This window comes from Bacillus cereus group sp. N14 (assembly GCF_016483555.1).
Taxonomy (GTDB): Bacteria; Bacillota; Bacilli; order Bacillales; family Bacillaceae_G; genus Bacillus_A; species Bacillus_A wiedmannii.
The window spans coordinates 184,861-204,632 of record NZ_JAEHBQ010000009.1 but is presented as its reverse complement, the minus strand read 5'-3'; the positions used below and the strand labels follow the sequence as shown (position 1 = coordinate 204,632).

The following is a 19,772-nucleotide window of genomic DNA, read 5'->3' as shown; positions in this document are numbered from 1 at the left end:
GCTGTTTACATAAGATGAATAAAATTGCTAGGGAGGTAAGTCTGCCTAAACTAACAATGATTAATTCATCTTTATACTGTTCAATAAGAGGAATAACTTCGAAAAAATTCTCCATTTCTCCGTTAGTCACATGTCCCTTTGGAATAATTGGCCCGAGCCCCTGTTTCCCGTGTACTTCCGTAAAGAAAGCAGGAGGGGCGCCAGTAAGTGGGCGTTCTGATCCACCAAATATCTTGATATTTCTATCCTTTGCTTCGTTCTTAAGAAAATGAGCGTTTTGTACGGCCATTTCTTTTGGAACATTGCCGTAATCAGCAACGATGCCGACGATTTCTATTTCATCAATAAAGAATGCTAAGAGGAGAGCCATCGTATCATCAATGCCAGGATCACAAAAAATAAGAACTTTTTTTGGCATATGTTCACCACCTATCTTGTTTATCCCGTAAAAGTCCGATTGTAGGGATGAAGAAAACTACCCCTAATGAAAGTTTCACTTTATTATATGTAAGCTTAAGGATAAAAAGATTATTTTATTGAAATAACAACCTTTAAAATTCAGAAAATAAAAACTTTTTATATTAGGTCAAGGTTTTTGACGTAATTTCCGCCTGAAAATCCAGTCATATCAAGGTTGTAAGCGTCTAACATAAGCTATTTTTGCTGTCAAGTTGATAAATTGCAGCTTTTTACAATTTATACTATGATAAAGATATTAAGAGAAGATCGTATAAACATGAGGGATGATGAACATGAAATTTACAAAGATTCTTGTCCAAATTGCAGCTCTTTACGTTTTTTATATGGTTGGAAATTGGGTACAAGAAGTGTTAAATATTCCGATTCCAGGAAGTTTGATTGGAATGTTCCTCTTGCTTGTTTTACTTAGCCTAAAAGTCCTTCCAGTGAAATGGTTCGATTTAGGAGCAGAAACACTCGTTGCTATTATGCCGTTTTTATTAATTCCGCCAACGCTTGGCCTAATGAATTACGGTGCTTTTTTTATGAGTAAAGGAATTTCTCTTTTCATTACAATTGTAGCGAGTACATTTTTAATTATTATTGTCGCAGGACATACAGGACAATATCTTGCGAATAGAAAGGAAAGAGAGTCGCGATGAGCCAAATATTAATCGGAATCGGTTGGGTTCTTTTTACGGTGCTATTATACCAATTATCTAAAAAAATCTATAAATTATTTCCAACACCATTCACCATTCCAATGCTTGTAGCAACAGGATTAATGGCTTTCTTATTTATCATGCTTGATATACCATATCAACATTATATGGAAAGCGGTGGTGGCTGGATTGCAAAACTGCTCGGACCCGGTGTTGTAGCATTTGCAATTCCTCTTTATAAACAACGTCACGTTCTGCAAAAATATGTTGTACCGATTGCTGGTGGCGTATTAGTAGGGACAACAGTTGCAATCGCAAGTGATTTTGCCATTGCATCACTTATGGGAACAGATAAAAGCTTAATTTTATCTTCTTTACCAAAATCGGTGACAATGCCAGTTGCGATGAGTGTTTCAGAGCAAGTTGGTGGTGTACCGTCATTAACAGCAGCTTTCGTTGTTATCGCAGGTATTACTGGAACGATTACCGGCCCACTTTTATTAAAATGGAGCCGCGTTACAAACTCAGTTGGTAAAGGTATCGGATTTGGATGTGCTTCTCATATTATGGGTGTAATGAGAGCGATGAAAAATAATGAACATGAAGGTGTTATTGGATCGGTAACAATGACATTAACAGCAATTTTGACATGTTTGCTCGGGCCGTTATTTGCAATGATGTTTATGTAATAGAAGAAAAGCGAGAGCGACTCTATAGCTCTCGCTTTTCTATAGAATTTATGCTACAGTTAAAATAACTGAATCTTTGTAGGAGGTACGCCAAGTGCATACGTTATTATCCGTTTTACTTATTATTGTATCGATTTTAATGATTGTTATGGTACTTATGCAGTCTAGTAATAGCTCAGGCCTTTCAGGTGCAATTTCAGGCGGTGCAGAGCAATTATTTGGTAAGCAAAAAGCACGTGGAATTGAAGCGGTATTAAACCGTATTACAATTGTTTTAGCTGTATTATTCTTTGTATTAACAATTGGTGTTACGTACTTCAATTTATAGAATTGAAAGAAGAAGCGTTAGTAAGTTGTACTAATGGTTCTTCTTTTTTTATTTTGCCATTTGAAAGATGTTTCTAATTAGATTATAGAAATATAAATATGGTACACTAGATATAGAAAGAATACGACTAGATTACAGAAGAGAAAGAGGAGAAGTACATGATGAAATTAGCATCTCCGAAACCATTTACATTTGAGGGTGGAGACCGCGCTGTTTTATTACTACATGGTTTCACAGGAAACTCAGCTGATGTACGTATGTTAGGGCGTTTCTTAGAGAAGAAAGGCTACACTTGTCATGCGCCAATTTTTAAAGGGCACGGTGTACCACCAGAAGAGCTTGTTCATACAGGTCCTGAAGATTGGTGGCAAGACGTAATAGAAGCATATCAGCTTTTAAAAGATAAAGGCTTTGAGAAAATTGCTGTTGCTGGATTATCACTTGGCGGCGTATTTTCTTTAAAATTAGGTTATACAGTACCGGTTTTAGGTGTAGTGCCAATGTGTGCACCAATGTATATTAAGAGTGAAGAAACGATGTACCAAGGTATATTGGCATATGCCCGCGAATATAAAAAACGTGAGCAAAAATCACCAGAGCAAATCGAACAAGAAATGTTGGAATTCCAAAAGACACCGATGAATACATTAAAAGCATTACAACAATTAATTGCTGACGTACGTAACAATGTGGATATGATTTATGCACCTACATTTGTTGTACAAGCGCGTCATGATGAAATGATTAATACAGATAGTGCTAACATTATTTATAACGGTGTAGAATCTACGTTAAAAGACATTAAATGGTATGAAGACTCTACGCATGTCATTACACTTGATAAGCAACGTGACGAGCTACATGAGGATGTATATAACTTCTTGGAGCAACTAGATTGGTAAGATCTAGTTGCCTCTTTTTTTCATAAGGAATTTTTTGTGAAAACTGTAAAAATCATTAGGGGAGTATTAAAGTTTCGCTTTATACATCCCGAGTCTTTCGGATACACTAAATAATATAAGGGTTTAAAGGAGGTATTTCTGCTTGGAAGAAATCATACAAGAAAATATTGATAAGTTGTTATTATTTATGAGAGAAGAAGCGTATAAACCGCTAACGATACAAGAGTTAGAAGAGGCATTTGGAATTGAAGGTTCTGAGGGCTTTAAAGATTTTGTAAAGGCACTTGTAACGATGGAAGAGAAGGGACTTGTTATTCGCACACGTAGTAACCGTTACGGTCTTCCTGAAAAGATGAATTTAGTACGCGGTAAATTAATTGGACATGCACGTGGCTTTGCATTCGTTGTACCAGAAGAGAAGAAAACCGGAGACGATGATCTTTTCATCCCACCTACAGAGTTAAACGGTGCACTTCATGGCGATACAGTATTAGCGCGTGTTAGCGCACAATCAAGTGGATCACGCCAAGAAGGTTCAATTGTACGTATTTTAGAGCGCGGCACGAAAGAACTAGTTGGTACATATACAGAATCGAAAAACTTTGGATTTGTTGTACCTGACAATAAGCGTTGGACGAGTGATATCTTTATCTTGAAAAGTGCATCAATGGGTGCTGTAGAAGGCCATAAAGTAGTTGTGAAAATTACGAGCTATCCAGAGAATCGTTTAAGTGCAGAAGGTGAAGTTATTCAAATTCTAGGTCATAAAAATGATCCAGGAGTAGATATTTTATCAGTTATCCATAAACATCATCTACCTTTAGCATTCCCTGAAGAAGTGATGGAGCATGCAAACAGTGTACCAGAAACGATTTCAGAAGAAGATTTAAAAGATCGCCGTGACCTGCGTGACCAAATGATCGTAACGATTGACGGTGCAGATGCGAAAGATTTAGATGACGCTGTTACAGTAACGAAGCTCGAGAACGGTAACTACAAGCTTGGCGTTCATATTGCGGATGTAAGTCATTACGTTCAAGAAGGTTCTCCAATTGATGTAGAAGCAGCGGAAAGAGCAACGAGTGTATATCTTGTTGACCGTGTAATTCCGATGATTCCGCATCGTCTATCTAACGGTATTTGTTCGTTAAACCCGAAAGTAGACCGTCTGACGTTATCTTGTGAAATGGAAATCAACAACTTAGGTGATGTTGTAAAGCATGAGATTTTCCAAAGTGTGATTAAAACGACAGAGCGTATGACGTATGCTGACGTAAGAAGCATTTTAGAAGATGAGGACGAAGAGTTAATCAAACGCTATGAGCCGCTCGTACCAATGTTTAAAGAGATGGGTCAATTGGCACAGATTTTACGTGAAAAACGTATGCGCCGCGGTGCAATCGACTTTGACTTTAAAGAAGCGAAAGTATTAGTAGATGAAGAAGGTAAACCGACAGATGTTGTCATGCGTGATCGTTCTGTATCAGAGAAGTTAATTGAAGAATTTATGCTTGTTGCGAACGAAACAGTAGCAGAGCATTTCCACTGGATGAACGTACCATTCATGTACCGTGTCCATGAAGATCCGAAAGAAGATAAGTTGGAACGTTTCTTCGAGTTTGTAACAAACTTCGGATATGCAGTAAAAGGACGTGCGAATGAAATACATCCTCGTGCGCTGCAACAAATTCTTGAAATGGTTCAAGGACAGCCTGAAGAAGTAGTTATTTCAACAGTAATGCTTCGTTCAATGAAGCAAGCGCGTTACGATGCGGATAGCTTAGGACATTTCGGTTTATCAACTGAGTTCTACACACATTTCACATCACCAATTCGTCGTTACCCAGATACAATCGTTCATAGATTAATTCGTGAATACATCATTAACGGTAAAGTCGACAACGAAACACAAGCGAAATGGCGTGAAAACTTACCTGAAATTGCAGAGCATTCTTCTAATATGGAACGCCGTGCAGTTGAAGCAGAACGTGAAACAGACGAAATGAAAAAAGCAGAGTATATGGTTGATAAAATCGGCGAAGAGTATGATGGTATGATTAGCTCTGTAACAAACTTCGGTTTATTCGTAGAGCTTCCAAATACAATTGAAGGTCTTGTACATGTTAGCTACTTAACAGATGATTACTATCGTTATGACGAGAAACATTTCGCAATGATCGGAGAACGTACAGGTAACGTATTCCGCATCGGAGACGAAATTACAATTCGTGTTATTAACGTAAACAAAGACGAGCGTGCAATCGACTTTGAAATCGTTGGCATGAAAGGTACGCCTCGTCGTAAGTTCAAAGATCGTCCAGTCGTTATCGAACAGCCAAGAACAGGCAGAAAGAAACGCGGTGGACGTAGCGAGCGTAGTAATGAGCGCGGTGGCGAGCGCGGCACAGGAAGAAAGTTTGATCGTGGCGGACAAGGAAAAGGAAAAGGATCCGCATCAGCATCAGCATCCACATCCGCTAGTCAGCCAGGGAAAAAAGATGGTAACGGTAATGGTAAGAAGAAAAAAGGCTTCTTTGAAAATGTACCAGGATTCAAGAAGAAAAAGAAAAAGCGCAAGTAAGAAAAGAGTGGCTTCGCTTTAATGAAAAGCGGGGCCTTTTCTTTTTTATTGATGGCTTGAGAGCGAGCCACTTTCGCTTTTTTATAACATTTGTTACAATAGTGAAAATAGAGGAGGGACGTTATATGCCAAAAGGTTCAGGTAAGGTTATTGCACAAAATAAAAAAGCATTTCATGATTATTTCATTGAAGAAACATACGAGGCAGGGCTTGTCCTTCAAGGAACGGAAATTAAGTCGATTCGCGCTGGACGCGTGAACTTGAAAGATGCGTTTGCACGTGTACATAATGGTGAAGTATGGGTACATAATATGCATATTAGTACATATGAGCAAGGGAATCGTTTCAACCATGATCCGCTTCGCACGAGAAAGTTACTTCTTCATAAAAAAGAAATTGAGAAGTTAACGGGTGCTTCAAAAGAAACAGGCTATGCATTAGTTCCAGTTAGAATTTATTTAAAAAATGGATTCGCGAAAATGGCACTTGGTTTAGCAAAAGGTAAAAAGCAATATGATAAGCGTAACGATTTAAAAGAGAAAGAAGCAAAACGTGAAATTGCACGCGCGTTCCGTGATCGTCAAAAGATGTAATACAGATATTTACATTTGTAAAACGACGCGCGTATGTTATAATAACTTATGTAAGATTGTTGCACATTGAAAAACAGCTCTTAGTAGCTATCACGATATTTCTTCGTATGCTCCATTTTTATCATGGGGACGTTACGGATTCGACAGGGATAGTTCGAGCTTAGGTTGCGAGTCGAGGGGATCGGCCTCGTTAAAACGTCAAAGCCTATAATTGGCAAACAAAACAATCTTTCTTTAGCTGCTTAATTGCACTAAAGGTTCCTCCCTCCATCGTCCATGTGGTAGGGTAAGGGACTCAAACTAAGTGGACTACGCCGGAGTTCGCCGTCTGAGGGCGAAGGAAGAGAACAATCAGACTAGCAACTTGGAAGCCTGTCGATAGGCCGAAGAGTTCGCGAAATGCTAATATATCGACTACACTCGTAGAAGCTTAAGTGCCGATATTTTTGGACGTGGGTTCGACTCCCACCGTCTCCACCAATACATATTTGGTGGTTTTTTTATTTTGTTATAACAGGAAGCATAACTTTGCATAAAATGCAGGTTTCTGCTTCCTTTTTTGTTATGTAAAGATATGCTCCTTAGAAGTAATTTTAATTAATAATTCATGTTGTTTTAGAATAAAGTTTGTTCAAATTAAGCAAATAACCTTGATAAACAAAAAGAAAAAGGCGTGTTTTGAAAAAAATTGATCAAAACACGCCCTTAATATTTTCAATTAGTTTATTCTTTTATAAAAACTTGGATCATTTCCTATCTATGTTGCTCAAGAATCCTGCCCTATAGCTGAATAAGAAAACCCCTTATTCAAATACAACCATTTCCCCGACATCCATAAATCCAAATCGCTTATAGATATTTTTTCCATCATCTGAAGCTTGTAATACAACTGGTTTTTGTTTATCCGTTGTTTGATTTAGAAGAAATTGAAACATTTCACTGCCAATTCCTTTACCTCTAAATGTTTCTTTTGTCATCACATCATAAATACCATAACTATCTTTGCTTTCTATTAATAAACCAGTAGTTACAGGCATTTCATCTATGCATCCAATAAACATTTGAACTTCTGAACCTAATTTTACTTGAGAAAACTTATTAAAATAACTTTCTAATGCGTCTTTTTCTGGTGTACCCTCAAATAAGCTCATGAATACGTCTATATATTTTAAAAGTTCTTCATTATTTTTCACATTAGTAATGATAAGTTGATCGGAAATTCTTTGACCAACATTAAGCGTATTTTCAAGCTTCATCATCACATTACGTTCCGCTTCTTCTAGGTCATATTCTTGCATAAGCTTTGTCCAATCTTCGGTTAAATACTGAGCATCAATCCAAATACTAAAGGGATATTTTTTATGTGAAAAATTATCGATTCCATGTCTAATCTTACCTGCATTTTTGATATTTGGAGATTTCGGCAATACCACATTGAATGTATCAGAAGGAATGTCTGTATTTGCTATGATGAAATCTTCTTCTTTTGTAAGTTCTCCATTAACTGCATGAGTAAATACTTTTAATTTTTCTTCCAAATTGTTTATGACTAATTGTTGATTTGTAATCATGTTTTTGCACCTTTCAAATTAATTTAGCGCGCTGTTTTTTATTATAAGGTTAATTAAACACTAAATATACCGTGTTCACAGTATTTACATCCTCCCATAATATTCAGAAAATATTGAAGCGATTTGTCTTCTAGGTTTAAAGCAATAGAAAAAATACCGTATTTTGTTTTGTAGTTTTATAAAATGTTTAAGTTGATGGGGGAGGGTAGTACCCCTGAAACAGAAAATGAAGAAATAGTTATTGATGATAAACAGGTAGATACTATAGCTACCTTTAATGATTACATAATACGTATTTAAATCTTCATACCCTTTGTGTTTTTATCCATATCTATTGTAAGATTATATAGTGTTCTCCTAATAAGCTGTTATAATGGCCTTTTTTAGGGGTTTCATATTTATAAATTTTAAAATGTTTTTTTGGAGATAATTTTTTATCTAACTAAGTTATATTGAAGTAGAGGTGAACCATCGGTGAGGCAGGTGTTAGTAATTAAGAATGAACGGTCTTTTGCGAAGAAAATCGTAAGCGGGTTAACGCAAGAAGGCCATTTCATTTTAAAACTTCACAATGAAAACGAAGGTTTAAATATAATATATGAACAAGATTGGGATATTATCATATTAGATTGGGATTCATTAAGCATACCCGGACCAGAAATTTGCAGACAAATACGACTTGTTAAAACGACACCGATCATTATTGTGACCGATAATATTTCTAGCGAGGATTGCGTAACAGGATTACAAGCAGGAGCAGATGATTATATTAGAAAACCATTTGCGAAAGAAGAATTAGTAGCAAGGGTTCAAGCTATTTTAAGAAGAAGTGACTGTAACCAGCAAAATGAGATAAACTTCTTTCAGTTTAAAGATCTCTTTGTTGATGCATCTAGCAATATTGTAAAAAAAGGTGGTAAAAATCTCTCGCTTACGAAGCGCGAGTATGATTTGCTTGTATTTTTAATCAAGAATAAAAATACAATATTGAGCCGTGAAATGCTTTTGAACCAAGTTTGGGGATATAACGTAGTAGTAAATCCAAATGTAGTAGACTTATATATTGGGTATGTAAGAAAAAAGTTAAAGTGCGAGAAGAAAGATAGATATATTCAAACGATACATGGTAGAGGCTATTCAATGGTTGAATGATAAGACTAAGATAATAGGTAGAGTACAGTTTGTCATAATGGAAAAAACGAGTAAAACTATTTTATTCAGTTTTACTCGTTTTTTTCTATTAAATCCGATAATCAAATAGTTTCTCAGAAATATAAAAGAAGGGAGCTAGAATATTTCTATCAGGTAATGGATCTTGATTACCTATTAATGAGCCTGTTTTGTAGGAGAAACCCATAGTTAATCAACATGCCTGACTGACTTCAAATGTTACTTCTGACATTGAATTTATGTTTGGTTTTATTAATTCGCACCATTCACAAGATTTTCACAGAATTAATGACTATACTAATTAACAGGATGTTTAAATGAAAATGATTATCAATATTGACTTAGGTGAATAGCAGTTACTATCTAATTCAATCTATGAAAGTCATCATTTTCGAACTAAATTACATAATAAGGAGTATACGTATGAAAAAAACTATGCTTTTAAAATTAGTAAGTATTCTAGCAATTTTTACTTTAATGTTAGTAGCTTGCTCAGATTCAGGTAAAGAAACTTCGAAGGCTACTAAAGATAATGGTAGTGATAAGCCAAAAACGGTTGAAATTACTGATGCGCATGGAAAAGTTACAGTTCCTGTAAATCCAAAGAATGTAGTTGCTTTAGATAATAGAACGTTTGAAACTTTAGCTGATTGGGGAATTAAATTAGCGGCTGCTCCAAAGGATATCATGCCTGCTGATTCAGCATATAAAAAGGATGAAAAAGTTCAAAATATTGGGAATCACCGTGAACCAAATCTTGAAATTATTGCAGCTGCAAACCCTGACCTTGTAATCGTTGGTCAAAGATTTGCTGATCATTACGAAGAAATCAAAAAATTAGTGCCAAATGTAGCTGTTATTGATCTTAATTTTGATGTTTCTGAGAAATCTACTACGCCTGGAAAAAATTTAGTAGATGGACTTAAAAATTCTACAACTACTCTAGGAAAAATCTTTGATAAAGATAAAGAAGCTAAACAATTAGTAGCTGATTTTGATAAATCTATTGAAAAAGCAAAATCTGCTTATAACGGAAAAGATAAAGTTATGAGTGTTATCGTTACTGGTGGGAATATTGGTTTTGCTGCTCCACATTCTGGTCGTGTTTGGGGACCAATGTATGAAATTTTCGGTTGGACTCCAGCATTAGAAGTGTCTAATTCTACTGCAGGTCATAAAGGTGATGACGTTTCTGTTGAAGCTATTGCACAAACAAATCCTGATTGGCTTTTCGTATTAGATCGTGATGCTGCAACATCTGATGCAGCTAAGTCAACACCTGCTAAGGATGTTATTTCTAAATCACCAGCTCTTCAAAACACAACTGCTGTTTCTAAAAAACAAGTTGTTTATGCACCAGAAGATACTTACACAAATGAATCAATTCAGACTTATGTAGAGTTATTTGGAAATCTTGCAAAAACTTTAGCTAAGTAGTGTAAAGGGGTACGAAACAGTGTCAAAAAATATGATTTCTAGGGTTGAGAATATTTCTCAACCCCAGTTTTATAATCACAATAAAATATGGACAAAACCTTTTATAATAGCGGTTATAGTTGTTATAATTTTAGGGATTATATCACTGTTTACTGGAGTTTATGATATACGTGGACAAGAGGACGGAATGGAGATGTTTTTCATCACTCGTGTTCCGAGAACAGTTGCATTAATGCTTACTGGAGCTGCAATGGCGATGGCAGGGCTCGTAATGCAATTAATTACACAGAATCGTTTTGTTGAACCTACTACAACGGGGACTATTGAATGGTCAGGCTTAGGCCTGCTTTTTGTCTATTTATTATTTCCTGCCCCGACTTTAGTTCAAAGAATGACTGGTGCAATCATTTTTTCTTTTATAGGAACTATGATTTTCTTTCTGTTTTTAAGAAGAGTTAAACTTCGTTCGTCTTTAATTGTCCCTATTATTGGATTGATGCTTGGAGCAGTTATTTCTGCAGTGTCTACTTTTTTGGGACTCCTTTTTCAAATGACGCAAAGTATTGAAACTTGGTTCGTAGGTTCATTTGCTAACATTCAGGTGGGAAGATACGAATATTTATGGCTAATTGTTATCGTTACTTTGCTTATTTTTATGTATGCTAATAGATTGACTTTAGCTGGACTAGGAGAAGATGTCGCAACAAGCCTTGGCGTTAATTACAATAGAATTGTTCTTTTTGGGACGGGCCTTATCTCTGTTGCAGTTGGAATTGTTGCAGCTGTTATTGGACACTTACCTTTCTTAGGATTAATTGTGCCAAATATTGTTTCCATGTTTAGAGGTGATGATCTTAGAAGTAATTTACCTTGGGTTTGTGTGATTGGAATGGGGACAATCACTGCCTGTGACATCATTTCTCGAACAATTATAAAGCCGTTTGAATTACCTGTTTCTTTAATACTTGCAACAGTGGGAGCGGTCGTGTTTATTACTATTCTATTGAGACGAAGAAAACCAAGGAGGCTGCGATGATCACATTAGAATATAAAAATAAAGAAAATGTTGAAATCGATTCTAGCCTTCATAATGAAAGTAGATCAGCTAGTGCTTTTCGTTCTAAGAAGGAATCAAGACGTTATTGGATTTTACTCATAACATTGATTGCTTTAGGTCTCCTTTCTTCATATGGACTTTTAGTTTATAACAACCCAGTTCCGATAGATTCACCTTCTTTTATCCCAGTTGTTAAGAGAAGGATAGTAGCTATTGTTGCAATGATTATTGCTGCAGTTTGCCATAGCTTATCGACAGTTGCTTTCCAATCTATTACGAATAATAAGATTATTACTCCTTCACTTTTAGGTTTCGAATCACTTTATTCAGCAATTCAAACGAGTACAATATTCTTCTTTGGTGCTAGTGCATTAATAAATTTTAATGGAATTGGATCATTTTTATTTCAAGTTGTTGTGATGGTCTTCATGAGTTTGATACTTTATGGATGGTTACTTTCCGGTAAATACGGGAATTTACAACTTATGCTTTTAGTTGGAATTATTATTGGTACCGGGCTAAATTCTGTGTCAACTTTCATGAGAAAACTACTTGCGCCTTCAGAATTTGATATTTTACAAGCGAGATTATTTGGTTCTGTTAATCATGCAGACCCTGCATATTTTCCTATTGTAATTCCTATGATCATAATTGTAGCAGTATTAATTTTTGCTCATTCTAAGAAGTTGAATGTTTTGTCATTAGGAAAGGATGTTGCTACTTCTTTTGGGGTTAAATATCAACCTAGTGTAATTTATACGCTTGTGTTAGTTGCTATTTTGATGTCTATCTCAACAGCTCTAATTGGGCCACTTACTTTCTACGGCTTTTTAGTAGCAACTTTGAGTTATCAGGCGGCGTCAACTTATGATCATAGATATATTTTCCCAATGGCTTTTGCTATAGGATTTTTAATAATGACGAGTGCATACTTTTTAATGTATCATGTATTCCATGCTCAAGGTGTAGTTTCAGTTATTATTGAATTATTTGGTGGAATCATATTCTTAACTATAGTTTTAAGGAAGAGGGCTTTATGATAAAAATCGATAATGTTAAAAAGTTCTATACTGATAAGGTGAAAATAGGACCTTTGGATATTGAAATACCAAAAGCGGGCTTTACTTCTTTAATTGGACCAAATGGCGCTGGAAAGTCTACGACACTTTTGATGATTGGAAGACTTTTAGATATGGATGAAGGTCAAATTCAAGTAGCGAATATGGATGTTTCTGAATCCAAATCAAAAGACTTAGCAAAAATTTTGACTATATTGCGACAAGAAAATCATTTTGTAACGAGGCTTACTGTTAGACAATTAGTTGGATTTGGGCGCTTTCCTTATTCAAAGGGAAGATTAACTAAAGAAGATGAGGTTATCATTTCTAAATATATCGATTTCTTAGATTTAACTAGTTTAGAGAATAGATATTTAGATGAGCTTTCTGGTGGTCAAAGACAAAGGGCATATGTAGCGATGGTATTGTGCCAAGAGACTGAATATGTGCTTTTGGACGAGCCTCTGAACAACCTTGATGTTGCTCGTTCTGTTCAAATGATGGAGCATTTGAGACGTGCGGCTAATGAATTTGGAAGAACAATTTTGACTGTTATGCATGACATCAATTTTGCAGCTAAATACTCTGACAAAATTTGTGCTATGAAAGATGGACAAATTGCTGCTTTTGGAACAGTAGAAGAGGTTATGGACCCAGCACTTTTGACAGATATTTTTGAAACAAAAATAGAGATTATCAAGGGGCCTTATGGGCCAATTGCTGTTTATTAGTTCAAAATGTATACTGTAGCTTGCGTAAATTATGCTAGCTACTCTAGTTGAAGTTGCTGTCTGTATTTTATAGGCAGCAGCTTTTTTTACAATTGCCGATGATAGCTCTGTCCCATAGGTATTTCATTACTTCTGGTCCTGCGATGCTTCCAACAATAAACTTGTAAATTACTCATAAAATACAAAGGAATGCTTCGGTTTTTCAAGTATCTACCAAATGGAAAATTTATCTCTGTATAACTTTTTATAAAAATTCAGCTTGGTTCTTTGTATGTAATATTGCATATAAGAGTGTATTGATAAAAGTGTAAGGGGTCACTATAATGAGGGCATAAAGATTAATCACATTTTCGTAGCAATAAAAAAGGAGGAAATAATATGGAAATCGCAATGGCAGTTTTGAAATTTGTAGGTGGCGTAATCCCGTTAATTCAAGAACTTTTAAAAGCATTTATGTAGGTTTATTAGTTAGCTATCATTTATCAATCATTATCATATCTTACTAAAAAAAGAACGGGGTGATTTTTCTGAATATTAAGAAAAAAACTAAAAGAAGAAAGTTCCTTGCATGTTTATTAGTTAGTCTATGCACTATTAATTATTCATCTATTTCCTTCGCAGAAACACAAGTAGGTAATGCAACTGATGTAACCCAAAATGCTAGTGGCATTGATACTGGTATAGCAAATCTTAAATATAATAATCAAGAGGTTTTAGCTGTAAATGGTGATAAGGTAGAGAGTTTTGTTCCGAAAGAAAGTATCAATTCAAATGGTAAATTTGTAGTAGTGGAACGCGAGAAAAAATCACTTACAACTTCACCAGTCGATATTTCGATTATTGATTCTGTGGTGAATCGTACGTATCCAGGAGCGGTACAACTTGCAAATAAAGCTTTTGCAGACAATCAACCGAGTTTATTAGTGGCTAAGAGAAAGCCTTTGAATATTAGTATAGACTTACCTGGCATGAGAAAAGAAAATACAATTACTGTCCAAAATCCGACATATGGTAATGTGGCTGGAGCAGTAGATGATTTAGTATCTACTTGGAATGAAAAGTATTCTAAAACACATACGTTACCTGCAAGAATGCAGTATACAGAATCTATGGTTTATAGTAAATCACAAATCGCAAGTGCCCTTAACGTTAACGCTAAATATCTCGATAACAGTCTAAACATTGATTTTAATGCGGTTGCAAATGGAGAGAAGAAAGTGATGGTGGCGGCATATAAGCAAATATTCTATACCGTAAGTGCTGAGCTACCTAACAATCCATCCGATCTTTTTGATAATAGTGTTACTTTTGATGAGTTAACTCGTAAAGGAGTAAGTAATTCAGCTCCACCTGTTATGGTTTCAAATGTAGCTTATGGTAGAACCGTTTATGTAAAATTAGAAACCACATCTAAGAGTAAAGATGTACAAGCTGCTTTTAAAGCCTTACTTAAGAATAACAGCGTCGAAACGAGCGGACAGTACAAAGATATTTTTGAAGAAAGTACCTTTACTGCTGTAGTATTAGGTGGAGATGCGAAAGAGCATAACAAGGTTGTTACAAAAGATTTCAATGAAATCCGAAATATCATTAAAGATAATGCTGAATTAAGTTTTAAAAATCCAGCATACCCAATTTCATATACAAGCACTTTCTTAAAAGATAATGCAACTGCTGCTGTTCATAACAATACAGATTATATTGAGACGACAACTACAGAATATTCAAGTGCTAAAATGACACTTGATCATTACGGTGCTTACGTTGCTCAATTTGATGTATCTTGGGATGAATTCACATTTGATCAAAATGGGAAAGAAGTACTAACACATAAAACATGGGATGGTAGCGGCAGAGACAAAACAGCTCATTACTCTACAGTTATCCCTCTTCCACCAAATTCAAAAAATATAAAAATCGTAGCTAGAGAATGTACTGGTCTTGCATGGGAATGGTGGAGAACAATTATTAATGAACAAAATGTTCCATTAACAAATGAAATAAAAGTTTCAATTGGAGGAACAACATTATACCCAACGGCTAGTATTAGTCATTAGGTATAAAAAAGCGCCCTGTAATCAGGGCGCTTTTTTACTTAGTCACAAATTTTACTCTTTCCAAAACTGTTCTAGCAAAATAACGATTATAGTACCTACGAGTAATCCGTTACTTAAAACATATTGTAAGGAAGAAGGAACTCCACTAAATGCACTTTCTGGAAGAAACATTATTCCAAAACTGATTAATAATGAAATTCCTAATATAGTTAATCGGCGTTGCTTTAATTCTTCACGTAAAATGGATTGAAATGAAATGCCTATTACTTGGACGAATGTAGCTAAAAGTGCAGAATTAGCAATAGGACCTGGTAGCAAGGATATAAAGTTTACAATTGAGGGGATAAAAGAAATACCTGCTAATATAAGACTTGCTATAAGAAACGACTTCACCTTTTTTTGACCTGTTAGTTGAATAAATCCTGCTGATGCAGGTAATGGTACAATTCCAATTGTAGAGAACAATGATGAGATAATATGTGATATACCTCCGACCCATACACCACGGTTCAGTATTTGCTTTTCATTTTTTTTAGATAACGGAGCCACTTGTTTTACAGCCGAAATAGCAGCAATTGTATTTGCAACTAAAAGAAAGGTAAATAAAGTCGCAGTTAGAGACATTCCAATATCGAATCTAGGTGTGCCCCAAGCAAATACCTCTGGTAACTTAACTAGCGTTGTATGTGAAGGCATATGAGATGATTTTCCTAATACTGCATACAAAAGCCAACCACATGAAATTCCAAGTAACACAGCGTAACTTTTCATCCATCCTTTCCCTTTAATTGATAAGAAAGTAATAAGGGCAAAAACAAAGAGCGCAATAGTAGCAATTGTATAGTCGGGATGAGTTGCAGATCCTTGTAATCCCATCATTCCTTTTAGTAACACACCACTAAGCTGAAGTGCTAAGATTAAAAGAAAAGTTCCTGTAACTAAAGGGGTAAATAAACGTAAGATTCGCTGAACAAGCCCTGTTATACCAAGAACGAAGAGTAATATACCTGCAATAATTAACCCGCCTTCTAAAAGTTGTAATACATCTTTTGCACTTTGTCCCTGATGCATAGCTACTTGTCCTAATATGACAAATATACTTACCCATGAACCTGCTGGCCCATCCGCTATGGGATAGCGATGCCCAAACCACGCTTGTAGAAACGAACTTACTCCCACGACTAAAAAAGTCCGCTGCATTAATGTTGAGATATCTTCTATTGGTAAATGGAATATGCCACCAATAATGATAGGTAATGCAATTGCATTTGCTAATAGAAACACAAACCATTGTAGAGTACTAAAGCTCGTATCGAAGTGCTTTTTATTCATATTATTCTCCTTTGCCGAAAAAGAATCTCATAGTAAAAATCTATCCTTTCTACAAAGTTAGATTAAAAAGGATAGATTTTGTAAATCGATAAAATTATTTTAATTATATATATAGTTTTTTAGTTAATTACCATGTACGGAATGGTAAAAATTTCCCGTTAAGTGTAATCACGATACGGGGGTCGCCACCTTTTGGATCTTCTTGTGTATCCACACCCAGGTTGAAGTTAATTGCACTCATTACACCTTCGCCGGCCTTTTCTAAGATTAATTCTCTAATAGTTGGTGCATATTGTAACATCATTTCATATAAGCGATATGCAATCGGGTCAGTAGGTGGCATTTCCATTACTTGGCCACGAAGTGGAACTACTGTTAATGCTTGAACTACTTCTTCATCTAATTCTAATAGTTTACCGATTTTTTCTGCTTCTGGACGTGTCATTGTAGCTTGTCCTAATAACGCTGTTACAACCCAAGTCTCAGAGTGTTCACTTACTTTTGCAATTTCTTCCCAAGTTAACCCTTTTTTAATTTTTGCCTCTAGAATTTTTTGCGTAGCTTCTTGTCTATTCATATCTAATACTTGTTTTTTCATATCTAATAACTTCCCTTCGTGTAAGTAATAATTATTATTTTGTTTCACTATTTAATGCTTTATATCCATCAATCACTACATCTAATTTACCTGTGTGAGGATCAATAACTAAACCGTGTACAGGAACATCTTTTGGAATAAGTGGATGATTTCTTACTAAATCAACATTAGCTTGAGTTGAATCGCAAACATCATCAAATCCAAATAACCATTTTTCAAGGTCAATACCAGCATATTTAATCGCTGATAAAATTTCTGTTGAAGCTACTCCACGATCTAATATTTTTTGAAGTGTTCCTTTTGGATTCGTTTGGCTCGCGCCACATCTATGGTGTCCAATAAGGAAGATTTCATCTGCATTTAAATCGTATACTGACGCGACAACACTTTGCATAACACTATCGAAAGCAGAAGCAATTTTACCACCTGCATTTCTGATAACTTTTGCATCACCATCGTGTATATCTAAAGCTTTTGGAAGTAGCTCAATTAAACGAGCATCCATGCAAGAAACAACAACCATACGTTTTTTAGGCATCTTTGTCGCTTCACGAGGAGCGTATTCCTTATTTTCTACAAATTGTTCATTGAACGATAGAATTTCTTGTAATAACATATTTGTAACCTCCTTTAAATCTAGATGTATTTTTTTGTTGCGTCCTCTGTGTTATAAGTAAATATAACTGATAAATAATGTGATGTAAGAGGATAAACTAAGTATAGTGAATTGTATCGATAAGCAGAATAAGTTGGCGAAACACTTTCGGGCTTTCTACTTTCACGGTGAAAGGATTGGTTTATATCATTGATCAAACAGATTTTGAGATACTGAAATTATTAGGAGAAAACTCAAGAATACAATGGAAAGAACTTGGTCAAAAAATACATATGACGGGGCAGGCTGTAGGAAATCGAATTCGAAGATTAGAGGATTTAGGGATTATTGAACAATATACAATCGCAATAAACCGAATCAAATTAGGACAAGTAGTGACTGCATTTGTTACTTTATTCGTAACAACAGCTAATCACCAAGAGTTTATGAATTTCTTTCAAGGAGAAGAAGGGATTTCTGAAGTACACCGTATAAGTGGTGAGGGGTGTTATTTATTAAAAACACATTTTGCGTCCAATGAAGACTTAGATAACTTTCTAGGACGACTATTAAAATACGGGAATTATCGTGTTAACTTATCAATAGGAAAGTTGAAATAAGGTTTCTTTTCCTTGGAGGGGATAGTAACATTGTTTGCTAAACTTTATTTGTATAGAGATAATGAAGTCGTTTAATGTTTATCTTAAATAGTCAGAGCCTTACTACAATTTATGTGTAGTAAGGCTTTTTAAAGCTGTTAAAAAAATGAGAGATATTATATTCAACAATCGGGATGAATTGTTGAGGGAGATATAAGACAATTTTTTTCAAGGGAATCATAAATGATTTTTCCTCAAAAAAATCCTGCAGCTCAGTACAGGATTTTTAATAAAATGTTTTTAAAAACTAAATTGTGGTTTCATATCACCTGTATAAGGTTCATGTTCAACGAATATAGTGATGTCCTTACCCGCTTGGTCTTTACCAGTTCTTTTATACGTAAATTTCTTATTGTTCAGTTCAGTAAGTTCAAGAGCCGCACCATATTTATTATTTCCAATTGAAACATGAGCTCTTATTTTATTTTCATGTAAAACATCGAAGTAACCATAGTCACCGCGGCTTTGACCTGTTTCGCTATTGAAGAACTCGTATTTATTAGATTTGTCATCAAATTTTGCTAGACTTATAAAATTCGAATTAAACTGTGTTACGTCATTACCCACTTCATCTAATACTTTTGTTCCGTGCCAAAGTGTTCCACCTAAAATTTTATCTCCATCAACGTTTTTAACGATATCGCCTGTAGTAGAGTTCAGCTGCTTGTCGGGATCAGTGAAAGAAAGCTCTTTTCCTTTATATGGAACATGTTCAACGAAAACTTCTACATCGTTACCGTTAGCGTCTTTCCCCATTCGTTTATAAGTAAATACATTTTTATTTAGTTTTGTCATATCAACAACAGCTTGATATTTCATTGATTCTGAAATTAATATTCTCTTTTTCCCATCATTTGTGATAAAGAAAGTTCCTTTATCGCCACGACTTGCACCTGTTTTAGCATCAAAGAATTCATATCTTCCTGACTTTGCATCATATTTCGCAAGGCCAATGAAGTTTGCATTTTCTTTTGTTACATCATTTTTATCTTTGTCATATACTCGTGTACCTTGCCAATTTGTATTGCTAAGAATGTTAGCCATTTTTTGGCCTTTCGTTAACTTATTTTCCTTTTTTGTTTCTTTGGCAGCTTGTTCTTGTTTCGGTTTATTATGATTTTCTGCAGCTTTAGTACCAGCACATCCTGTTAGTGCTAGTGTGAATCCGAGCAATATAGATGATAGTGCTTTCGTTTTTTTGTTCATGTTTTATCGTCTCCTTATTTTATGCTTTTAAATAGTTCGTGTTTCTGAATGTAATTACTACGTTTATTATGTTAATGGCCGAGTATA

Annotated in this window: 19 protein-coding genes and 1 other RNA gene; 14 read left to right on the top strand and 6 right to left on the bottom strand. The window is 35.2% G+C overall.

Annotation, left to right across the window (positions count from 1 at the left end):
- Positions 1-418: nucleoside hydrolase (locus tag JDS82_RS15510; protein ID WP_199713547.1), on the bottom strand; the 418-nt coding region annotated here is incomplete at its 3' end.
- A 334-nt stretch (positions 419-752) separates the two neighbouring features.
- On the opposite strand from JDS82_RS15510, the gene JDS82_RS15505 reads away from it, so the two are divergent.
- The 7 genes from JDS82_RS15505 to ssrA all read left to right on the top strand — a co-directional run bounded on the left by JDS82_RS15505 (position 753) and on the right by ssrA (position 6,694).
- Positions 753-1,121 carry a CidA/LrgA family holin-like protein gene (locus JDS82_RS15505; RefSeq protein ID WP_000673212.1) on the top strand — a complete coding sequence of 123 codons (369 nt, stop codon included), beginning with the start codon at positions 753-755 and terminating at the stop codon, positions 1,119-1,121.
- Positions 1,118-1,810, top strand: a complete 693-nt coding sequence (locus JDS82_RS15500) for an LrgB family protein (RefSeq protein WP_000078299.1) — start codon at positions 1,118-1,120, stop codon at positions 1,808-1,810. The genes JDS82_RS15505 and JDS82_RS15500 overlap by 4 nt, the downstream gene beginning before the upstream one ends.
- 94 nt (positions 1,811-1,904) lie before the next feature.
- Positions 1,905-2,138 carry a preprotein translocase subunit SecG gene (gene secG / locus JDS82_RS15495; RefSeq protein WP_000557264.1) on the top strand — a complete coding sequence of 78 codons (234 nt, stop codon included), beginning with the start codon at positions 1,905-1,907 and terminating at the stop codon, positions 2,136-2,138.
- A 161-nt stretch (positions 2,139-2,299) separates the two neighbouring features.
- Entirely contained in the window at positions 2,300-3,040 is a 741-nt protein-coding gene (gene estA / locus JDS82_RS15490) for a carboxylesterase (RefSeq protein WP_161796082.1), read from the top strand.
- Between the two features lie 142 nt (positions 3,041-3,182).
- Positions 3,183-5,621 (top strand): ribonuclease R, encoded by a 2,439-nt coding sequence (rnr, locus tag JDS82_RS15485; RefSeq protein WP_046955595.1) that lies wholly within the window; start codon positions 3,183-3,185, stop codon positions 5,619-5,621.
- A 125-nt stretch (positions 5,622-5,746) separates the two neighbouring features.
- Positions 5,747-6,214 (top strand): SsrA-binding protein, encoded by a 468-nt coding sequence (smpB, locus tag JDS82_RS15480; RefSeq protein WP_001123908.1) that lies wholly within the window; start codon positions 5,747-5,749, stop codon positions 6,212-6,214.
- Between the two features lie 125 nt (positions 6,215-6,339).
- Positions 6,340-6,694: a transfer-messenger RNA gene (gene ssrA, locus JDS82_RS15475) on the top strand.
- A gap of 323 nt (positions 6,695-7,017) precedes the next feature.
- On the opposite strand, the gene JDS82_RS15470 is transcribed toward ssrA, so the two are convergent.
- Entirely contained in the window at positions 7,018-7,785 is a 768-nt protein-coding gene (locus JDS82_RS15470; RefSeq protein WP_199713546.1) for a GNAT family N-acetyltransferase, read from the bottom strand.
- Between the two features lie 474 nt (positions 7,786-8,259).
- Between JDS82_RS15470 and JDS82_RS15465 the strand changes: the two genes are divergently transcribed.
- From JDS82_RS15465 to alo, 6 genes are all read left to right on the top strand, one after another.
- Positions 8,260-8,937, top strand: coding sequence for a response regulator transcription factor (locus JDS82_RS15465; RefSeq protein WP_199713545.1), 678 nt, complete (start codon positions 8,260-8,262; stop codon positions 8,935-8,937).
- 441 nt (positions 8,938-9,378) lie between these two features.
- A complete protein-coding gene (locus tag JDS82_RS15460) occupies positions 9,379-10,392 on the top strand; it encodes a siderophore ABC transporter substrate-binding protein (protein ID WP_199713544.1) in 1,014 nt (337 codons plus the stop codon).
- Positions 10,393-10,411: 19 nt separating this feature from the next.
- Positions 10,412-11,428: an iron chelate uptake ABC transporter family permease subunit gene (locus JDS82_RS15455; RefSeq protein WP_199713543.1), complete on the top strand. Its 1,017-nt coding sequence runs from the start codon at positions 10,412-10,414 to the stop codon at positions 11,426-11,428.
- Complete coding sequence (locus tag JDS82_RS15450; RefSeq protein ID WP_199713542.1) at positions 11,425-12,489, top strand: iron chelate uptake ABC transporter family permease subunit; 1,065 nt, start codon at positions 11,425-11,427, stop codon at positions 12,487-12,489. The genes JDS82_RS15455 and JDS82_RS15450 overlap by 4 nt, the downstream gene beginning before the upstream one ends.
- Positions 12,486-13,238: an iron ABC transporter ATP-binding protein gene (locus JDS82_RS15445; protein WP_199713541.1), complete on the top strand. Its 753-nt coding sequence runs from the start codon at positions 12,486-12,488 to the stop codon at positions 13,236-13,238. The genes JDS82_RS15450 and JDS82_RS15445 overlap by 4 nt, the downstream gene beginning before the upstream one ends.
- 518 nt (positions 13,239-13,756) lie before the next feature.
- A complete protein-coding gene (alo, locus tag JDS82_RS15440) occupies positions 13,757-15,295 on the top strand; it encodes an anthrolysin O/cereolysin O family cholesterol-dependent cytolysin Alo (protein WP_199713540.1) in 1,539 nt (512 codons plus the stop codon).
- 51 nt (positions 15,296-15,346) lie between these two features.
- Here the strand turns inward: alo and JDS82_RS15435 are convergent, their stop codons facing one another.
- The 3 genes from JDS82_RS15435 to JDS82_RS15425 form a co-directional block, all read right to left on the bottom strand.
- On the bottom strand, positions 15,347-16,627 hold the full coding sequence (locus tag JDS82_RS15435; RefSeq protein ID WP_199713539.1) for a purine/pyrimidine permease: 1,281 nt from the start codon (positions 16,625-16,627) through the stop codon (positions 15,347-15,349).
- A gap of 127 nt (positions 16,628-16,754) precedes the next feature.
- The gene (gene cynS, locus JDS82_RS15430; protein WP_033662787.1) at positions 16,755-17,204 is read right to left on the bottom strand and encodes a cyanase; all 450 of its coding nucleotides are present in this window, start codon (positions 17,202-17,204) and stop codon (positions 16,755-16,757) included.
- Positions 17,205-17,259: 55 nt separating this feature from the next.
- Positions 17,260-17,841, bottom strand: a complete 582-nt coding sequence (locus tag JDS82_RS15425; protein ID WP_199713538.1) for a beta-class carbonic anhydrase — start codon at positions 17,839-17,841, stop codon at positions 17,260-17,262.
- Between the two features lie 167 nt (positions 17,842-18,008).
- On the opposite strand from JDS82_RS15425, the gene JDS82_RS15420 reads away from it, so the two are divergent.
- On the top strand, positions 18,009-18,440 hold the full coding sequence (locus JDS82_RS15420; protein WP_002008929.1) for an Lrp/AsnC family transcriptional regulator: 432 nt from the start codon (positions 18,009-18,011) through the stop codon (positions 18,438-18,440).
- A 279-nt stretch (positions 18,441-18,719) separates the two neighbouring features.
- Here JDS82_RS15420 and JDS82_RS15415 read toward each other — a convergent pair whose 3' ends face one another.
- The gene (locus JDS82_RS15415) at positions 18,720-19,685 is read right to left on the bottom strand and encodes a DUF4822 domain-containing protein (RefSeq protein WP_199713537.1); all 966 of its coding nucleotides are present in this window, start codon (positions 19,683-19,685) and stop codon (positions 18,720-18,722) included.
- Between the last annotated feature and the right edge of the window lie 87 nt (positions 19,686-19,772).